13 protein-coding genes are annotated in these 17,682 nt (G+C 46.3%); 7 read left to right on the forward strand and 6 right to left on the reverse strand.

What is annotated here, in order from left to right; genetic code table 11:
• The first annotated feature begins 1 nt into the window (after position 1).
• From MSNKSG1_RS06790 to MSNKSG1_RS06820, 7 genes are all read left to right on the forward strand, one after another.
• Positions 2-778 carry a DUF4114 domain-containing protein gene (locus MSNKSG1_RS06790; RefSeq protein WP_008938512.1) on the forward strand — a complete coding sequence of 259 codons (777 nt, stop codon included), beginning with the start codon at positions 2-4 and terminating at the stop codon, positions 776-778.
• A 117-nt stretch (positions 779-895) separates the two neighbouring features.
• Positions 896-2,362, forward strand: coding sequence for an exosortase/archaeosortase family protein (locus MSNKSG1_RS06795; RefSeq protein WP_040886702.1), 1,467 nt, complete (start codon positions 896-898; stop codon positions 2,360-2,362).
• Positions 2,363-2,406: 44 nt separating this feature from the next.
• The gene (locus MSNKSG1_RS06800) at positions 2,407-3,768 is read left to right on the forward strand and encodes a phenylacetate--CoA ligase family protein (protein ID WP_008938514.1); all 1,362 of its coding nucleotides are present in this window, start codon (positions 2,407-2,409) and stop codon (positions 3,766-3,768) included.
• Positions 3,769-3,844: 76 nt separating this feature from the next.
• A complete protein-coding gene (locus MSNKSG1_RS06805) occupies positions 3,845-5,302 on the forward strand; it encodes an oligosaccharide flippase family protein (RefSeq protein ID WP_008938515.1) in 1,458 nt (485 codons plus the stop codon).
• A gap of 128 nt (positions 5,303-5,430) precedes the next feature.
• Complete coding sequence (locus tag MSNKSG1_RS06810) at positions 5,431-8,037, forward strand: RIFT barrel domain-containing protein (RefSeq protein ID WP_008938516.1); 2,607 nt, start codon at positions 5,431-5,433, stop codon at positions 8,035-8,037.
• Positions 8,037-8,666 carry an acyltransferase gene (locus MSNKSG1_RS06815; protein WP_008938517.1) on the forward strand — a complete coding sequence of 210 codons (630 nt, stop codon included), beginning with the start codon at positions 8,037-8,039 and terminating at the stop codon, positions 8,664-8,666. The genes MSNKSG1_RS06810 and MSNKSG1_RS06815 overlap by 1 nt, the downstream gene beginning before the upstream one ends.
• Positions 8,667-8,691: 25 nt before the next feature.
• Complete coding sequence (locus tag MSNKSG1_RS06820; protein ID WP_008938518.1) at positions 8,692-9,618, forward strand: glycosyltransferase; 927 nt, start codon at positions 8,692-8,694, stop codon at positions 9,616-9,618.
• A 62-nt stretch (positions 9,619-9,680) separates the two neighbouring features.
• Here MSNKSG1_RS06820 and MSNKSG1_RS06825 read toward each other — a convergent pair whose 3' ends face one another.
• The 6 genes from MSNKSG1_RS06825 to MSNKSG1_RS06850 all read right to left on the reverse strand — a co-directional run bounded on the left by MSNKSG1_RS06825 (position 9,681) and on the right by MSNKSG1_RS06850 (position 17,678).
• Positions 9,681-10,808 carry a hypothetical protein gene (locus MSNKSG1_RS06825; protein WP_152638739.1) on the reverse strand — a complete coding sequence of 376 codons (1,128 nt, stop codon included), beginning with the start codon at positions 10,806-10,808 and terminating at the stop codon, positions 9,681-9,683.
• 86 nt (positions 10,809-10,894) lie between these two features.
• Complete coding sequence (locus tag MSNKSG1_RS18695; protein WP_008938521.1) at positions 10,895-12,433, reverse strand: golvesin C-terminal-like domain-containing protein; 1,539 nt, start codon at positions 12,431-12,433, stop codon at positions 10,895-10,897.
• Positions 12,434-12,542: 109 nt separating this feature from the next.
• Positions 12,543-14,531: an acyltransferase family protein gene (locus tag MSNKSG1_RS18700; RefSeq protein WP_008938522.1), complete on the reverse strand. Its 1,989-nt coding sequence runs from the start codon at positions 14,529-14,531 to the stop codon at positions 12,543-12,545.
• A 150-nt stretch (positions 14,532-14,681) separates the two neighbouring features.
• Positions 14,682-15,560 carry a polysaccharide pyruvyl transferase family protein gene (locus MSNKSG1_RS06845; RefSeq protein WP_008938523.1) on the reverse strand — a complete coding sequence of 293 codons (879 nt, stop codon included), beginning with the start codon at positions 15,558-15,560 and terminating at the stop codon, positions 14,682-14,684.
• A 30-nt stretch (positions 15,561-15,590) separates the two neighbouring features.
• On the reverse strand, positions 15,591-16,523 hold the full coding sequence (locus MSNKSG1_RS18900) for a glycosyltransferase family 2 protein (protein ID WP_008938524.1): 933 nt from the start codon (positions 16,521-16,523) through the stop codon (positions 15,591-15,593).
• A 21-nt stretch (positions 16,524-16,544) separates the two neighbouring features.
• Complete coding sequence (locus MSNKSG1_RS06850) at positions 16,545-17,678, reverse strand: glycosyltransferase family 4 protein (RefSeq protein WP_008938525.1); 1,134 nt, start codon at positions 17,676-17,678, stop codon at positions 16,545-16,547.
• Positions 17,679-17,682 lie beyond the last annotated feature (4 nt).

Consider the following 17,682-nt stretch of genomic DNA (forward strand, 5'->3'; position numbering starts at 1 on the left):
CATGAAACTCAAACTTCTTACTGCTGCAGTTGCTCTGTCCGCATGGACGGTATCTGCACAAGCTGTGGTCGTCAGCAATGATGGCGATGACGGCATCGGCACAGGCCTTCAAAACGTACTGGACACCGTCACTGTTGCTCCAAGCCCAACCCCAGGCGCGTCTTCAGTGGACGTGAATGCAGATCAACTGGCTGACGGAACAGACAGTTACTGGAACATCACCGCTACAGGCGGAAGCGTTAGCACATTTGTTATGGAAATTGCCGGCAATGCCGGATCCAACACATTCGGTGTTTACGATCGGCATAACCCGAACAACTATGTTCAGCTTTTCTCCGGAAGCGATAGCAATACAATCAGCAGCCAGGTCACGTTATCAATGTTGCTGGATGGCTCAATTCGGGTAAACGGTGTTGATTCAGGCGTCGATTTTAGCAGCCGAGACTTCGGCTACTATCTGGGGTCTGAAAATAATCCCGGAAACAGTCCATTGTTCTACTCCGATAGCAACCTGAACGGCGGAAGCGATCAGATGGTAGCCTATCAAGGCACAAATACTGACACCATCCAAATCGCTGGGTTTGCTGAGGGCTTGTGGACTCCTAATGAGTTTGTTTTGGCGTTTGAGGACATTCTTTATGCCAATTCCGACAAGGACTTCAATGACCTCGTGGTAATGGTTGAGTCAGTAGTACCAGTCCCCGAGCCGGGCACTCTGGCCCTGCTGGGCCTCGGCCTTGCCGGCCTCGGTGCAGCACGCCGTCGTCAGAAAGCCTGATTCAGGCGATTGAAAAAGCCAGCTTCGGCTGGCTTTTTTTATGTCTAGATGCGCTATGTAATGTCATAATAATAAACAGTATCCTGAGCAAAGGATGTTCTATCAGGCGTGCTGACGATGTTAAGGAAGACTCTCGATCATTTGCCCTTCTCCCGGCCTTACCTCATGGTCACCGGGATCGGGTTACTATTGTTTTATCCCACCTGGCTTCGGCTTATTGAACGCTGGCTCGCCTTCGATCAGGTACTGGCGCATGGGCTATTTACCGCACTGATTTTTATTGGCCTGTTGCTCATCCATCCGCCACGGAATCCGGTTGACCACCCCCCTTCCACGTCCGGACAAACAAACTGGCTCGGCGGTGCGGTTTTTATCCTCGTCGTCCTGGCCTGGGGAGTCCTTGAACTGGTCCGTATTGATACGCTGGCGTTCCTGATGCTACCGGTCGGGCTGGGTTCTCTCGCCTGGATTTTACTCGGGACCCGACCTGCATGGCGTTTTGTTCCCTACCTCTTTCTACTGTCCCTCTCGCTACCCGTCTGGGCGGATTTCGTGCCCTATCTGGTCAAACTCGCCAGCCTGGTCGTCAATCAAACCGTACATCTGTTCGGCATGACGGTACTGGTGGAGGGCAACAGCATCAGCCTCCCCTATGGCCGCCTTGTCATTGCCGACGGATGTTCCGGCATCCGGTACTTTGCGATTGCCATTCTTCTGGGCACGATGGTTTCCATTCTGAACGATGCAAAGCTCAAAGACTGGACCCTGACCCTGGCCACAGCGGCCCTTCTGGGGCTGCTGGCAAATTGGGTTCGAATTATCATCCTGGTGATCGTAGCCTATGAATCCCGAATGCAGAACGACCTTCTGACAGACCATGAGACCATGGGCTGGCTCGTTTTCGCAGGATTTGTCCTTCCCGCGCTCTACTTCTCGCCGGTCCGCCGTCGTTCGCACTCGGCCGGGGGCAACGCAACGATCAGCATCCAGCGCCGGGGTATCGGCTTTGCCCTCATTGCGATTCTGATCGGGCCCGTGGCAGTTGCAATGGCTAACTCCATCAGCCACCCCCTTCCGGAATGGACGCTGAAGGACCCCGGATTCACCGTAGCACCGTCAGAGAGCCTGCCCATCAATATGGAATACCCAGACCGGTTCCGCCACGACGTCTGGCAAGGTTCCGGAACGTGGATTTCGGTGGCGCAGTCGATCAAACAGCATGACGACGAAAAGCTGGTGCCCTATTTCCATCCTCCCATCCAGAGCGGCAACTGGCAGATGGAAAAGTCCCTGGGTAATGGGATCCGCATCTATCGAAACCTGTATTCCAGAAAACAGGTGGTTGTCTGGCAATGGTTTCAGCTGGGCCGCTACGAGACAGACTCCTATCGAAAAGCCAAACTGCTACAGATCCCCGCCATGCTCAAAGGCTATCGTCGTTTTGCCGTCATCACCGTTCAACGGCCATGTAAACAATTAAACTGCGCAAAGGAATTGAAAGGCATGAGTTCGATCAAGCCAGCACTCAAGAGAGATAAATCCCTAAAAAGTGTGGAAATGGCTGATCGGAAAAACCGGTCTTGAGGGAAAACTAGGTAAATCCCTATATAGAATATAAGGAACGGAACATGAAATCCCATTTGCCGGAAACTTTGTATAAGCAAAGCCCTAAGTGGGCACAAAACATACTAGTAACCATGATGGGTTTTTTAGAACATTCACGACGATATCATGGTTGCTTTGGAAAACAACTGGAACAACTAAGAGCAAACAAAAAAAATTGCTTCAAAGAACAAGAAAGCCATACAGAAGCAGCTTTACAACGGATAATAAACGAAGCCCTTCTCTACGTACCTTACTATAGGTCATTAGGCATCAATGAGAAGAGCATCAACGAATTTCCTATATTGGATCGATCGACTGTTGCCGATCAAACCAATTTATTTTTGTCAGAAAAATACAATAAAAAAGAATTGCTTACATTATTTACCGGCGGCAGCACCGGATCACCGCTGAAAGTTTATATTTCGAGATGCATTAGGCAGCGCACATATGCCTTCTGGGCGAATTTTTATGATGAAATGAACTTCAAAATTGGTGATAAAAAAGCCTCATTCGTTGGTCGTTTAGTTCAAGATCCTCAAGATGACACACCTCCTTTCTGGCGATATAATCTTTTAGATAAGCAGCTCATATTTTCCTCCTATCACCTAACACCCAAAAACATAGATTATTACGTCAAAAAGCTCAATTCATTCAAGCCTACGATTATTGAAGGTTACCCAAACTCAATTATCAGAATTGCAGAATACATAAAAAGTAAAAATATTGAACTTTCATTTACTCCGAATGGTTTAAGTACTAGCTCTGAAAATTTTACAAATGCTCAAAGGCAACTGCTAGAGGAGGCATTTAAAACAAGGGTTTTTGACCAATACGGTTCGGCGGAATCCGTGGTTTTTGCAAGCGATTGTAAATATGGAGAAAAGCATATTGCGCCAGAATATGGACTAATAGAGATTCTTGGAAGTGATGGCTCGATAACTAGAGAAGGTGAAGGCGAGTTCCTTGCCACAACTTTAATTAATGATGCTATGCCACTAATACGATATCGAATAGGCGATATCGGAAAGATACAGAAGAAAACTTGCAAGTGTGGAAAAGAATCTTATGTTATTGAAAAACTTTTTGGGAAATCGGGTGCTGTTGTAGTCTCAGGCGAGAAAAAAGTTCCAACTGCAGCGTTAGCCATAGCATTTGAGTATGTAGAAAATATTAAAAAGTCCCAGATTGTACAGAACCAACCAAACAAGATAGAAGTATATTTATCAGTCAACTCCAAATTCAACAAAGAAAACGAAGAATTTGTTCTTTGGGAGCTCAGAAAAATGCTTGGCGACTCCATTGATATTGTATTTTTCTATAAAGATGACATTCCACCTCTTCCTAACGGGAAGTATCAGATGGTGATTCAAAATTACTATAAATAACATTCAATTTCTGTATATTTCGAATTAGAAATAAAAATATGGATAGCCTGATTTCAAGGCCAATTGTGGAAACTGCATGTCAACGAGCTTAAATGTTGTAAAAAGCGCATCGTTACTGCTAGGCATCCAGGTCATCCAACGAGGCCTTGGTTTAATCAGCACACTGATTCTCGCTCGTCTTTTGGCACCTGCGGATTTTGGGGTGATCGCGCTGATCACTATTGGGCTTCAGTTCTCCGAACTGCTCGTTGAGACAGGCAATCAGCAATATATTATTCAGAAAGAAGCCGTTGGCCCCGAAGACCTGAATACAGCCTGGACCCTGGATATTCTAAGTAAAGGGTTCATCGCAGTGATGATCATCGTTTCCGCCCCCGCCCTTTCGGGCTTCTTTGAAACCCCCGAGCTGTTGCTCGCGCTACCGGTGGCAGCGCTTGCATTACCCATCCGAGCTCTAAAAACGCCCGGCATCATGATGTTGGCCCGTGACATCAATTATCGTTCTGTATTTCGCCTGTCCATTGTTCAGAAATGCGTGTCCTTTATTGTCGTGATTTCGTTTGCTTTTATACGAGGGGACTACTGGGCAATCGTAATTGGAAATCTAGCTGGAGCGATTGTGTTTGCGGTGGGCTCCTATCGCATTCATTCCTTCCGCCCCAATTGGTCGCTAAGACATTTGCGTACCCAGTGGCAATTCAGCCAATGGCTTCTTTTACGGGGCATTGTTGGTTTTACACGCTCGCAGGTTGACACGCTCATGGTTTCGAAAGTGTTCGGAACGGCACAACTTGGCGGATACAACCTCGTTAGAGAAGTCAGCCTACTACCGGCGCTATCGGCTTTTATACCAATGTGTGAGCCACTTTTAGCCGCAGTATCGCAGGTCCGATCAAGCCGAGAAGTATTGGCTTATAGGGTAAGGCTCGCATCGGCACTTCTGATCTCTCTACTGATTCCTTTTACAGTGTATATCATGTCCTACCCGAATCTGATCGTCGAGGTACTACTGGGACCGCAATGGCGTGACTACGCTGACCTTCTCCAACCGTTCGGGCTGTTTTTCTTCACGTTCACGCTTTTTGCGCTACTCAGTGATACCGTCATCGCGCTTGGTCGGGTCAAAGCGCTTTTCGTGTTTGATGTCGTCTCGACGATTATCATTGCGGCTTTACTCTACCATTTTGGCACCACCGGGCTGGGCTCAATGGCATGGACCAGAGGTTGGTTAGCCGTGGGTACAACTGCGGCTCTCCTGCTGCTAATCAACTATTGGAGCCCTTTAAACCTCCCACGGCTTTTTTACCTATGCATACCATCGTTGCTTGGAACCGCTGTTTCCCTGTATCTGATTCAGGCCGTTCCTATTGATGACCTGCCAGCCGTGGCCCGATTTCTTTTGTCAGGGTCCCTTTTTGTGTTGTTTGCCATAGCAACTTCCGTTGGCCTGGGACTCATTTTACTGCGGAATACTGAAGAGTGGACTCAGATTGAAGGCCTGGTTCGCAACATACTCTCAAAACGCCTGAGATAACCCAGAATCTGGAGGTCCCTCCTTAGGCGCAATCGTAAAATTGCTTTAAATTGGAACGCCGTTACTTTATGTTAAAAAAGAGTCGTTCTAAGCTTACGATAACGGACTGTCGTGCAGTAGAGACCTACATGGATCCTATCGAACTATCAATCGTTGAGCCTAAGGGTATCAGTCGTCGCCAAGAGCCTTTCGAATTGGGCGTCCCTCTTGGCAAAGGCGTGCTAACAGACTCAACTTTAGACAATCTCTCTCTCGCATCACATTGCAGGGAAATTCCTTTTCAACACGCCCCAATCGCCTATTGGCCCGATGGCAGCATCCGCTGGCTGAAACTGACGTTCATTACCGATATTGCCGCGAATGAATCTCTGAAACTGCGTCTACGTCAGCAGGAAAGCGGAACTATTCAGAAAGCTAAAGGGCTTAAGTTAGAAGATTCTGGTGATGGTTGGCTCATTGAGACGGCAACAGGCTGCTTTCAAATTTCAAAAAAGGAGTTGGCCTGGCACTATAGTCCATCCTGCGAGAGCAACGATGGTTCTCCAATACAACATCTCATTCGCCTGACAAACAGTCAGTCTCTCGAATGTACGCCAGAGACTGAAACAGGCTGGAGGATTACCGAACAGGGCCCCCTCAAAGCAACTCTGTCGACAGAGGGGTTCTGGATGTGCCAGGGCTTAAAGCTCGCCAGATTTTACTGTGATCTGACTTTTTATCATGACAGTCCTTTGGCCGACTTAAAGGTCGGCATTCATAATCCGAGGCGGGCACGCCACCCAGGTGGCCTTTGGGACCTCGGCGATGAAGGATCTATAACGTTCGGCTCTCTCTGGCTGGAAATCCTGGACACGGAAGCCGAAAAAAGTCAGCTAATAGTGGAGCCGGGCCGCGAGCCAATAAAGCCAGGGTCTGAGGAGTGCGCCTTGCTCTATCAGGATTCCAGCGGTGGCAAAAACTGGGACAGCCTTAACCACGTTGACGCATCCGGAGCAGTCTCCACTCAGTTTTGCGGCTATCGGGTCACCCTCAACGATCGCACCGAAGCCCACGGCAAGCGAGCCTGCCCCCTTGCGATGCTAAACAGCGAAAATCGCAGCGTCCAAGCTGCGATGCCAGACTTCTGGCAGAACTTCCCTAGCGCCTTAGCTGTTCAGAACACACGAATTAAGCTGAGCCTATTCCCTGAAGAAGGTTTTCATCGGCACGAACTCCAGGGTGGCGAGCGTAAAACGCAGACATTGAAGCTTCGTTATGACGACGACGTCGAAACATTCACCGGGACATTCTCACCCATTCGTCCCGTTTTATCGGCAGCACATTACGAGCAATCATCTGCGTTTCATTGGTTTAAAGCCCGCTCACCCCGGGATGGACTGGACGACCTGATTAAGGAAGGGCTCGACGGGAACAGCAATTTTTTCGCAAAACGAGAAATCATCGATGAATACGGTTGGCGCAACTTCGGGGATATTTTTGCGGATCACGAGACCCTTTATCAGCCGGAGTCTGAGCCTCCGCTCATATCTCATTACAACAATCAATACGACCCGATCTATGGTTTCGCGAGGCAGTACGCAAAAAGTGGAGATCCTCGTTGGTTCGAACTTATGGACGACCTTGCCCTGCATGTGACAGATATCGATATCTATCACACAAATGACGATCGCGCTGAATACAATCAGGGTCTTTTCTGGCACACCGATCACTACTTACCGACTCACAGCGCAACTCATCGAACCTTCTCAAAGCATAACGATACCAGCTCAACTCCCGGCCAAACCGGCGGCGGGCCTGCTGCCGAGCATTGTTACACGACGGGTCTGTTGTACCACTTCCTGATGACAGGAAACCGCGACTCAGGGACAGCAGTACTGGAGCTCGCACAATGGATGGTCAACATGCATGAAGGGACCGGCGGATTACTCGAACAAGTTCTCGCGATCAAAAAACAGGAACTGCCAAAACTGACATCGTTGCTCAGACATCAACGCCCGAGTCCGCATCGTTATCCTTTCACGCGGGGCACCGGGAACTACCTCAATGCTTTGTTAGATGCACACATTCTCGAACCTTCGAAGGACTGGCTGTTGCAGGCAGAGAAAGTCCTTGCAGCGACTTTCCACCCAGCCGATTGCATCGGCCAACGCAACCTACTGGACGTAGAGACCGGTTGGCACTACCTGATTCTGCTGACCAGCCTCGGACGGTATATCCTTATCAAGGGCGAATCAGGAGCCTACGATGAGACCTATAAATACGCCCTTGCATCCTTCAGACACTATACCCGTTGGATGCTCGATAATGAGCAGCCCTTTTTGACCAACCCTGAACAGCTGGAGTTCGCGAACCATACCTGGGTCGCCCAGGACATTCGCAAAGCGATGTTAATGTATCAAGCTTGTGTGCTCGACCCAGCTTACGAAAGAGACTATCGCTTGAGGGCCCATGAGTGGTTCCATTATGTGGTCGGCACCCTTTCGAACGGTCGCGAAAAGCATTTCAGCCGTATTCTGATCATCCTGCTTCAAAATTACGGACCGCACCAAGTCCATAATATCCAACTGACCGCACAAGCTTTGGAAACCGGAGGCCTAGAATCCCGGATGAACCGAACACCAGAGCTTTCCTTCCCCGCACTGGCGATTAGAATTGCCTCCCGCCTGATCAAAGGCATACTGGCTTTTCGCCCCAGTCGAGAGCGAGCCTGGTTGAATACGAGGCTAGAACGCTAATGGCGATCCGACAACGACTCAAGAAGGGAATCAAAACAGTATTCCTTCTTCTCATGTTGCCAATCTTCATCCTATACCGAGGCGTCTCCTTGGCAGGGGATCCGGACTCGACCTTCCAATCCTTTTCCCAGGCCCTAAGCCTCATTCCGGGGAAATTGGGCGTCTATATGCGTGCCGCCTTCTACCGTCTCGCCTGCCCGGCCACTTCGGACAATATTTCCATTGGATTCCTCACTGTTCTCTCTCACCGTGACACTACCATCGAATCGGGCGTTTACATTGGACCACAATGCAACATTGGTAAATGCTTCGTTGGAGCCAAGTCTCTGATCGGAAGCGGCGTTCACATTTTGAGCGGAAACCAGCAGCACAATTTTGACGATCCAGAAAGACCTATACAGGAACAAGGGGGTCATTTTGAAAAAATATCCATCGGTCCTGACTGCTGGCTGGGTAACAATTCTATTTTAATGGCTAATTTGCCGGAAAAATCTCTGGTAGCCGCCGGAACCGTAGTTACGCGTCAATTCTCTGCGGGAGATATTCTAGTTGGCAATCCAGCGAGAGTATTGCGAAACAGACTAAGCCCAAATAAATCAAACCTCAGCAGAGAAAAATCGCAGCTTTGAAACCTACCTACTCAGATCATTCCATATGAATCCTACGTTTTCGATTATAATTCCGTGCCTTAACGAAGAAGCATTTATAGAGGATTGCCTCGAATCGATTAATTCTCAGAATCTTCAAAGATGTCGTTTTGAAATAATAGTTGTTGATAATGGCTCTACTGACCAATCTGTCGAGAAAGCCCAAAAATTAGCTGATAAAATCATACTCGCACCTGGGGTTTTCGTCGGTGCAGTCAGAAATGTTGGTGCATACCACGCTAGAGGCGAAGTACTGGTGTTTATAGATGCAGATTGCACCCTGGATTATGATTGGTTAACGCGGGCTGAAAAACTACTTTTGGAAAACCCTGATTCGGTTCTCGGAGGAGGTGCAGCCTTACCGGAGGACGCAGCCTGGATTGAGCGTTTTTGGTTACTTGAAGGCCCCAAGGGAAATCAGCTACCTAAAGAGCTTATTGGTTGTTCTATCGTAGTGCCCTCCGCAATTTTCTCAGAAATAACTGGTTTTGATGAAAAATTTTCCTCTGGTGAGGACACTGACTTTTCAAAACGAGCGAAGAAGTTAAAATATAGTGTAATGATCACTCGCGACCTAAACGTAAAACATCTTGGAAATGCAAAAAACATAAAGTCTTTTATCAAAAGACAGGCATGGCACGCGAAGAGTTATCACAAATCCTTTAAAAGCAATATCAAGGATCCAATCTTTTTATTGATAATTACATTTGTAACCTTAGCAATTTCCGGAATACTTATATTTACTCTTTTAAACGCCATTTGTGGAACTCTAATTGTTTTTTTAGCCTTCCTTCTGCCAACTATACTGACAATAAAAAGATACATTAGAGCGAATCGATCTCCCAAAACACCATCTGAAGTCGCTATTTCATATTTTTTGGATTTATTATATGTAATAGGGCGAGTAGTAGGCCTAATATATTTCAAGAAATGAAAAACATTAGACCGCTAGTTCAGCGCCATACAACGAAAACCAAACTGACGATTAAGTCTTTGTCACTCCACCGATATTGAAATATCCGAGGGTGGATTTGGCGCATTGGATGAGGGTACAGCGCTACTACTCATTTCAGGAATAGTGTCCCGTACCACTAGGTTATCAATTGCATACCAGTCCTCAAAACGATCTTCGTTTGGATAAGGCTGAAAATAGTCATTACCGCCTATTGCAATGAAGTTCCAGCCCACCATTTGATTAGTGGTGCTTTCCTGAACCCATGGAATATTTTCAAGATTCAGAATCCGCTGATCATTAACCCATTGACGAAGCACTCCATCAGCAACTCCCGGCGCAGAGTTCATCTGCACAAAAAATGCTACTTTCGTCCAGTGAGCACCTTCACCAAAAACCTGATTATGACCAATCACAGATTTAACATCAGCAAGAAACCCTCCGTTAACCTGGTCAACCAGCTTGGGATCTCCACCGCCCACTGCTTGCCCCTTGGTATGGCTTCCATAATTAAGGGACTTGTCCTGAGGGTAGGCGCCGTTGAAAGTATAGTTTTCACCCCACGGCCCGCCCCTGAAAGAGTGAACACTTCTTACGCCGTATTCATCCCGCTTGTAATCCCACAAATATAAAGGCCCCAGAGAACCTTGAAATCCGCTGAACTCATCCCCTTGGCCATCCCACGATCCAATTCGAAAAAACTTAGATGTGAAATTTGTAGCATGATCTCTGCCATAAAAATTTGGAGAAAACCGGATATAGAATTCTACATAAATTTGCTTATATTGCTGCCCTAGAAACTTTATTAACTGACTATCGGACGCCCAGTTTTTCCAACTTAGCGAATATGACTCCCTCCACATCACAGCGGATTTCCCTTTGCCGCCATAAGCTTTGTCTGAATTTTTGTCGAGAATTTCAAGCGAGGCGTGATTATCTGGGAACCCTGTTTCTGGTGACCATTCAGTCCCTTGATAAAGAGAGTCCCAGTCTTTCGGAAGTATATATCCTTCTCTGGCTTTCTGAGATTTATCAGTCGTGTGCATCGTACTAGTAAAATCTGGTTGAGCATCGAAGGTTTCTTCAAAGATTACACCTGCAGACGCTCGCGAGGCCACCCCAAGACTCAAAACGACGACGCTCATCATTAGTGAAAAACGAAAACGGCCCATAATTAGCCCTCAAGTAATAAAAAATCTACGTCAAAAACCGCTACATCTAAGATCTTTGACGCCAATACAAATTTCTTTGGCACGAATCATGGAAAATTCACTGTCAAAGGTTCACTGAATGCGCTTGCCGCGCCATTCTGATCAACCGCCCTGACCTGGAAAGTCCACTGACCGCCAGACAAATCCTCTTCAAGCCTAACCGTTTGCTTCGACCCCGGAACAGTCACGGTATTGATTATAGGTTCGGAGTTTGGGATCAACCTCACCGCATCCGCGATGACATATCCGTCTGGCTGACTGGGAAGTTCCACCTGAGCAGATGGATCCGTGGGGGTAAACTGAGCAACTTCGACCCACTGCCCACCGGAGATCGTCTGATCAATGGGAGAGCTCGCAACCGAAGTATCCCCCGCATTTCCCGTAAACTGAACTCGGTAAGTTACCCTTTTTGATCGATTGAAATCTGAAGTCCACCTTACCTCAACCCCGTAAGGAGTACTGGGAGTAAGTTCAAAAAAGCTCCAACGCGCGAAGACAGTTCCATCACCTGGAGGAATTGGATGGTACCCATCTCCCAAATATCCTGGCGTATGGGACGAAACGCCCACATTCGCACCAACCATCTCAAAGTATCCGGAACTATCGTCAATCGTTAAAGCCTCGGACGAGTACGCTGGAAAATACCGAATCTCGTAATGGTCTATTTCTGAGGGATCAAGCACACTACCATCCGCACGACGCGTTGGCGCACTCCAACTAATCAACGGCCCAGCCCCCGGCAGACTGTTTACGTCATTAGGATCCGACGCAGCGTAATATTCATCGATGTTTGTATAGCCGTCCCCATCTAAATCCAATGAGGCATCATCAACATTCGGGTTCAGGCCGTATGTAACTTCGTATCCGTCGTCCATTCCGTCACCATCGGTATCCCTGGACGTCGGATCGGTTTGCAGGTCTTGCTCTTCAAGGTTTGTAATACCATCACCGTCAAGGTCACCCAATGCATCGGACGGATCGTTTACGTTCAAACCGTATTTGGTTTCAAACGCATCAGTCATACCATCCTGATCAGAATCTGCGGATAGACTTCTTGTATCAACTGGGACAAACCTCACTGCATCAGCCACCACATACCCATTCGCTGCGTCTGAAAGTTCTACACGACCCTGCAACGAAGACATTAGGTAAGTTCCAAGTTTAACCCAATCTCCCCCATTTAATCTCTGGTCCACAGTAACGACATCAACCGCAGATTTTCCGGAATCATCAATGTAGTAAACTGAATATTTGGCATTGCTCGCGCGGTTTGTATACGCGCTCCAACGAACAAAAACGTCATATGGCTTGATTGTTTCGAGATTCCATACAGCCGAACTATCACCGGCACCGGCCGCTATTACTCTGTAGTTCTTGCCGTAAAATCCAGGCGTGGCGGTAGAGTCAACCCACGGACCTTTGGAAAAAAAGGAAGGATCTTCATTGTCCACAATGATTTCTGGCTCAACTTGGCCCGCGGAGGTCGGGGGCAATTTTTCCAATCCCTCACCTATATTCTGGGTCGCGCATCCTGTGACAAACGTAGCAAAACCCGTAACTGACAACACCAATAAACTCTTTCGCATGGCGGACTCCCTTTTGCTGGTGATGCCGAGTAAGCGTTACTCTTTAAATCTTGGCATAGATTCACCACATAGCCAGCGAGGCCATAGAAGGATTTGTTCTTAAGAGTACTCATTGAGTTTGTGATGTTTGAACCTGACAGCTTCGGCTTTCGGTGCTCTCTAATCTACTCCAGCTTTCCTTTGACGAAACAAACACGCTTTCCAGGCAAGACCTGATTTTTTCCACACCACTTTTTGCCAAGTGGTCCTCATCAAAATACAACATCCTATCGTCCTGACGTACAGAACAAATACCATCCGGGCAAAGGATCTCATTGAAACTGATGACAGCCAGCCCTTTCCCAACAAGGTCTGAAATCGAGGGTAAACTTTGCATTGGAGGGAGCGCATCATCAAAAGCGACCTCAGAAGTCTTGCTCAACATCTCATCCCTAGCGAGAACCTTCGCGACGTCAAATCCAGGCTCAGGCAGACTATCGACAACAACCACCCGTAATCCCTTCTCAATAAGCAGCCGGACCGTTTCCCGTAAAGCACGATCGAACCCGTCCTCCCCATCAGCGTTAGCGTCTGCATTGGCAAGGACCGAATGGCGGTAAAAATGCCACCTTGCCGACATGAAAACAGTATGGATCGATGGATGTGAATTTATGTAATCCCACACTGCGTGTTGTGACTGGACGCAGGCTTCTTTATCAATATTTGATTTAATGGGAACCCCAAAAAAAATAGGAGGACATCCCCCTTTTGTAATCTGATGAACAGCTAGGGATCTCTCATTAGCGAGCGCCCCGATTCCCCAAATCAACGTCTGAGCGTGAGAATCCCCCCAGACCAACCACTCTTCCGGCTGCTTTCCACTTCCCAAGCGACAACTGTAATACTGATCTTTCCGATAATCGGTTTGACAGTCTCCGAAATCCGGCCATTTGTTGAACTCGACGAACTGCATTGCTTTTCCTGGCACCCTTTGGCCGAAACCATCGTTAACCATCACCAGTCCTGCGCACGCCGCAAGGGGAAAGGTAGCCAGCACGGCGAAAACGTACGGTTTAAATTCTCCGGTCAGAATCGGGTGACCTTTTAATCCCGACTCAACAAACCGCCACGACAGGTAAGATAGACTAAAGGTCAGAAACCAACAGAACCCTAACTGTGCAAGCGAAAGCTCGTCACCTAGATAAAATCGGGCGTAAACAAGAATTGGCCAGTGCCACAAATACAATGAGTACGACATCCGACCTATTAGGACAAGAAATCGATTTCCGAGCAGTCTAGCGACCAAACCCTGGGGTTCGAATACTGAGTTTCCGACGATCAACGCAGCCCCGGCGATCGGTATAATCGCCGCACTCCCCGGAAATACAGTATTTTCATTGAAGAAGACTACTGAATATCCCAATAGAAGAAAGCCAATCAGGCTAAAGAGCACACCCATCCTGAAGCGAAGTTGGTGACGGGCGTAGACCATACCTAAAATCCCGCCCAAAACTAATTCCCAAGCTCTGGAGGGAAACATGAAAAAGGTAAATTGTGGGTTCTGAGGAGTGAATACAACACAAAAGACGAGGCTGAGCACAAACAGTAAGATAAGTAACGGAATTATTCTTCCTGTTAGCTTAAAGGAAGCCCAGAGAAACACCGGGAATAAAAAATAAAACTGCCACTCCACGGCAAGCGACCAAGTATGCAAAAGAAGTTGTTGTTCTGCACTGGTATCGAAATAACCCAGGTTATTGTAGAAAAAAATATTAGATAAAAATGTCAAAGAGGACAGCGCAGACGCGGCAAGTCCCTCAAACTCTTTGGGCAAGAGGATAAATGGTGCTATCACCAAACAGCCTGCAACCATGAACAAATAAGCAGGAAAAAGGCGACGAATTCTGCCACCGATAAAAGACAGATAAGAGTAGCTTCCATCCTTCAAGCTTTTAAATATAATCTGAGTAATTAAAAAACCAGAAAGTAAAAAAAAGACATCAACACCAACGAAGCCACCTGGCAACCAATCCCTTTCTGAGTGAAATAGAATAACCAATAATACCGATATTGCCCTTAAGCCATCCAACTGGGGTATATAATTCAATCGATGAGCCATTTATATTCACCCGACTTAAATATTATAAGTAATACTTAATACCGACACTATTCTTTAAAATGATCGCCGATCTTTTATCGAGAAACTGGCCGAAGTACTAAACAGCAAAAAATCCTTAAAGACTAACAAACGCAAATTGTATGAAAAAAATCATAAACCATACTTCATATTTATATAGTCAATCTTTTCGTATAATTGGGCTTTTCTTTCAACCAGAACATCATTTTCACTAAGACAGGGGGTGGCCGTATCAATCAGTTTCTCTAAGAAACGGGCGATTGAACGTTTCTTAAAATCTTGGTATGGCATCTTTAAATATCTATATATTAGGTTTTTCGGGGGGTTCCATATCTTCGGATTAAGGTTATGAATAGCATACTCAATACCCATGGACTCATACCAATCTTCCCACTTAAACGCTAAATGCTCAAAAATATTTATCGGAATCCATGGAGTCCTCATTGTATCTGCTAATATCGCACCATGCATGGCTTCGGTGACGACCAGTCTGGAACTTGAAACTATTTCTATAAATTTTTCTGGGGGAAGATCTGGAGTCACATACCGAAACCCAATACTTTCAACGGCATCTTTCAAAGGTAAACCAGCGGCCCAATGTGTTCGAATATGTGGAATAAAAATATTTCCACTGGTTCTTTGAGAAGAATCAATTACAGGAAAATAATCAGATAAAAGGATAGCACCGTCAGCGATCCCGTATTTAGGATCAACCCCAAGCTGGAAAGCTGACTTAGGCCCCCTAACACAAACCAGATCCCAGGAAGCATCTAGTCTATTTTTTACTTCACCGTATCCCACTCCGGAGGAAAAAATGATTTTCTTAGAAAAGTTCTGAATCTTATTAATATTTTTATCGTTAATTAAGGTTCCAACACCAACAATGCATACCTTTTCACTATCGATAAGTTTTCTTGAGAACAAATTACCCATCAAAAAAGGGTTTATGTCATCGCCAAAATTAGAAGAGGCGAAATCGGTACGAAAATCTCGATAGTAGAAAATTGCCATATCAGTCACGACCTCAATCTTTAAATTCAATTATAGTAATCTAAAACAAGAAAAAACAAAACGTAACCAATCACGACTACAAAAATTATCTTTTTTTATTCGAAGCCCAACGTCCCTCGCCTTTTCGTATTGTCCACTCCAATAATAATTTCGAAATAGCTGCAACTCTAGGTCTGATACTTTGTCCTTTATAGGGCCTCTAAAACGAAGGGGAACAAGATCGTAATGTAATATATCTGAAAAAACAAGAATTTCACCCTCGATGTTTTTAATATATTCACGTGAAAAATTATTGTCATGTTTGTTGATGGTTACAGTAGCTTCAGTTGACATGACTGAATTAGCGACCGCAAAAAGCCGAGCCGTTAAATGAAAATCTTCCGACGCCCAACGTGATACCTTGCTATGGATACCGCCCACAGACCTGTAAAGATCGCGGTCAAAAACTATACATGACGGAAAGCAAGCTTGATATTTTAGAAATGCTTTTAAAATATTATCCGCACACTTAACTATTGTTTCCGTTGAGTCTATATACTGCTCAGATACTTCCTCCATCCATCCACTTGGTGCCATTCCAAATTTCGTGCTTTCTGGCCTTTCGGAGGTTACAAAGTTGGAAAAAAAAAGGTTTGTAGAAGGATATTTTTGCAAAGCTTTAGCGAAATTTTCTATATGATCTGGAGCCCAGTAATCGTCGCTGTCACACAATGCAATCCAGCTACCTACTGATTCCTCAATAGCAACTTTCCTTGCTGCAGCGGGACCACTGTTAGGAATACGAACCACCTTGACTTTATCTCCATAAGGCCTCAAGGATTCGTCTAAACTATCAGTAGAACCATCATCACAAATGACAATTTCGTCCACTGAAACAGTTTGAGCAAGAATGTGATCCAGCGTTTTTGAAATCCATTCGGCCCTGTTGAATAAGGGGATCGCAACAGAAATTGAATCCTTCAAAATTTGCGCACCTCTGTCCAGTTAAGCCAGCTTATCTATTGCTTTTGAGGCAAGACTATCCCAGCTGAATCGACGCTCTACTAATGATCTTCCAGCCACTCCCATTTTTTTGAGAGCAGGAATATCGCTAAACAGTTGAATAATTGTTCGTGCCAAAGGTTCCGGCGCCGTACAATCAACGATGACTCCTGTTTCACCTGGAATCATCGTTTCCCTCGTCCCTCCGGAATCACCTGCAAGGACAGGACAACCACAACTTTCTGCCTCCAAAAGAACCATTCCGAAACCTTCATCATCATTGTTAATCCGGCGATTAGGCAGCGCAAAAAGATCACACTGCTGATAACACTCAAGCATTTCAGTGTCATTTAGTTCACCAGAAAACTCTACGATATCCTCAACATCCAGAGATTCCGCCAAGGCCCGTAAAAACTTTTCTTCTTCGCCGCCCCCAACAACACAGTAATAGATTTCAGGTATCTTCTCCCTAATAGCGGGTAAAGCTCTGATCATCATATCCTGACCTTTTCGCTTTTGTAGCCTTCCCACTGTCAACACCACTCTTTTATTCCTCCAACGGGTTCGGGGCGTGGAGCCCATCGGAAAAAAGCCATTAATATCGACACCAGGTGTCATCACCAAAAGCTGGTCATCTATACCCCATCGGGCACGTAATATTTCTGCAGTATTCTCACTATTCGCGATCAACTTCTCAGCATGGCGCATAACAAGCTTCGTGAGGAATGTAATTTCACGACTTGTCCGTGCGACCTCAACGTCTTCTCCGTGGACGTAACAAGTGTAAGGAATTCCTCGTCTAAATTTATTAAGCAGAGCGGGTAGGCCCTCGGGTATGATTCGTCCGCAATGAACCTGTTCGATCAACTGGCTTTGGCACAACTTGTCCAAATATCTAAAAATTCTCAAATAGAATGTGAGACCTTCAAGTGACGTTATTCCCCACTCTTTCGAGCTTAGTTGGGTGCGATTAATATTATGGGGAAATTTGTCATCAGATTCGCTTGCTTCCGGATGCCGGTCAGTGCAAACCTCGACACTTCCAGGAGGAAACCGCCTATAGATTTCCCAGAACCACCTACCACTCCCTCCATGCACTGGGGGGAACACCTCCGAGATCAACAAAACCTTTCTCATTGCT

It is taken from the genome of Marinobacter santoriniensis NKSG1 (assembly GCF_000347775.1).
GTDB classification, from domain to species: domain Bacteria; phylum Pseudomonadota; class Gammaproteobacteria; order Pseudomonadales; family Oleiphilaceae; genus Marinobacter; species Marinobacter santoriniensis.

Bases quoted from the DNA above. Each gene is read 5' to 3' on its own strand.
- MSNKSG1_RS06800 (WP_008938514.1), top strand. From the start codon at position 2,407: ATGAAATCCCATTTGCCGGAAACTTTGTATAAGCAAAGCCCTAAGTGG.
- MSNKSG1_RS06795 (WP_040886702.1), top strand. From the start codon at position 896: ATGTTAAGGAAGACTCTCGATCATTTGCCCTTCTCCCGGCCTTACCTC.
- MSNKSG1_RS18695 (WP_008938521.1), bottom strand. From the start codon at position 12,433: ATGCGAAAGAGTTTATTGGTGTTGTCAGTTACGGGTTTTGCTACGTTT.
- MSNKSG1_RS18700 (WP_008938522.1), bottom strand. From the start codon at position 14,531: ATGGCTCATCGATTGAATTATATACCCCAGTTGGATGGCTTAAGGGCA.
- MSNKSG1_RS06845 (WP_008938523.1), bottom strand. From the start codon at position 15,560: ATGGCAATTTTCTACTATCGAGATTTTCGTACCGATTTCGCCTCTTCT.
- MSNKSG1_RS06820 (WP_008938518.1), top strand. From the start codon at position 8,692: ATGAATCCTACGTTTTCGATTATAATTCCGTGCCTTAACGAAGAAGCA.
- MSNKSG1_RS06815 (WP_008938517.1), top strand. From the start codon at position 8,037: ATGGCGATCCGACAACGACTCAAGAAGGGAATCAAAACAGTATTCCTT.
- MSNKSG1_RS06825 (WP_152638739.1), bottom strand. From the start codon at position 10,808: ATGGGCCGTTTTCGTTTTTCACTAATGATGAGCGTCGTCGTTTTGAGT.
- MSNKSG1_RS06790 (WP_008938512.1), top strand. From the start codon at position 2: ATGAAACTCAAACTTCTTACTGCTGCAGTTGCTCTGTCCGCATGGACG.
- MSNKSG1_RS06805 (WP_008938515.1), top strand. From the start codon at position 3,845: ATGTCAACGAGCTTAAATGTTGTAAAAAGCGCATCGTTACTGCTAGGC.
- MSNKSG1_RS06850 (WP_008938525.1), bottom strand. From the start codon at position 17,678: ATGAGAAAGGTTTTGTTGATCTCGGAGGTGTTCCCCCCAGTGCATGGA.
- MSNKSG1_RS06810 (WP_008938516.1), top strand. From the start codon at position 5,431: ATGGATCCTATCGAACTATCAATCGTTGAGCCTAAGGGTATCAGTCGT.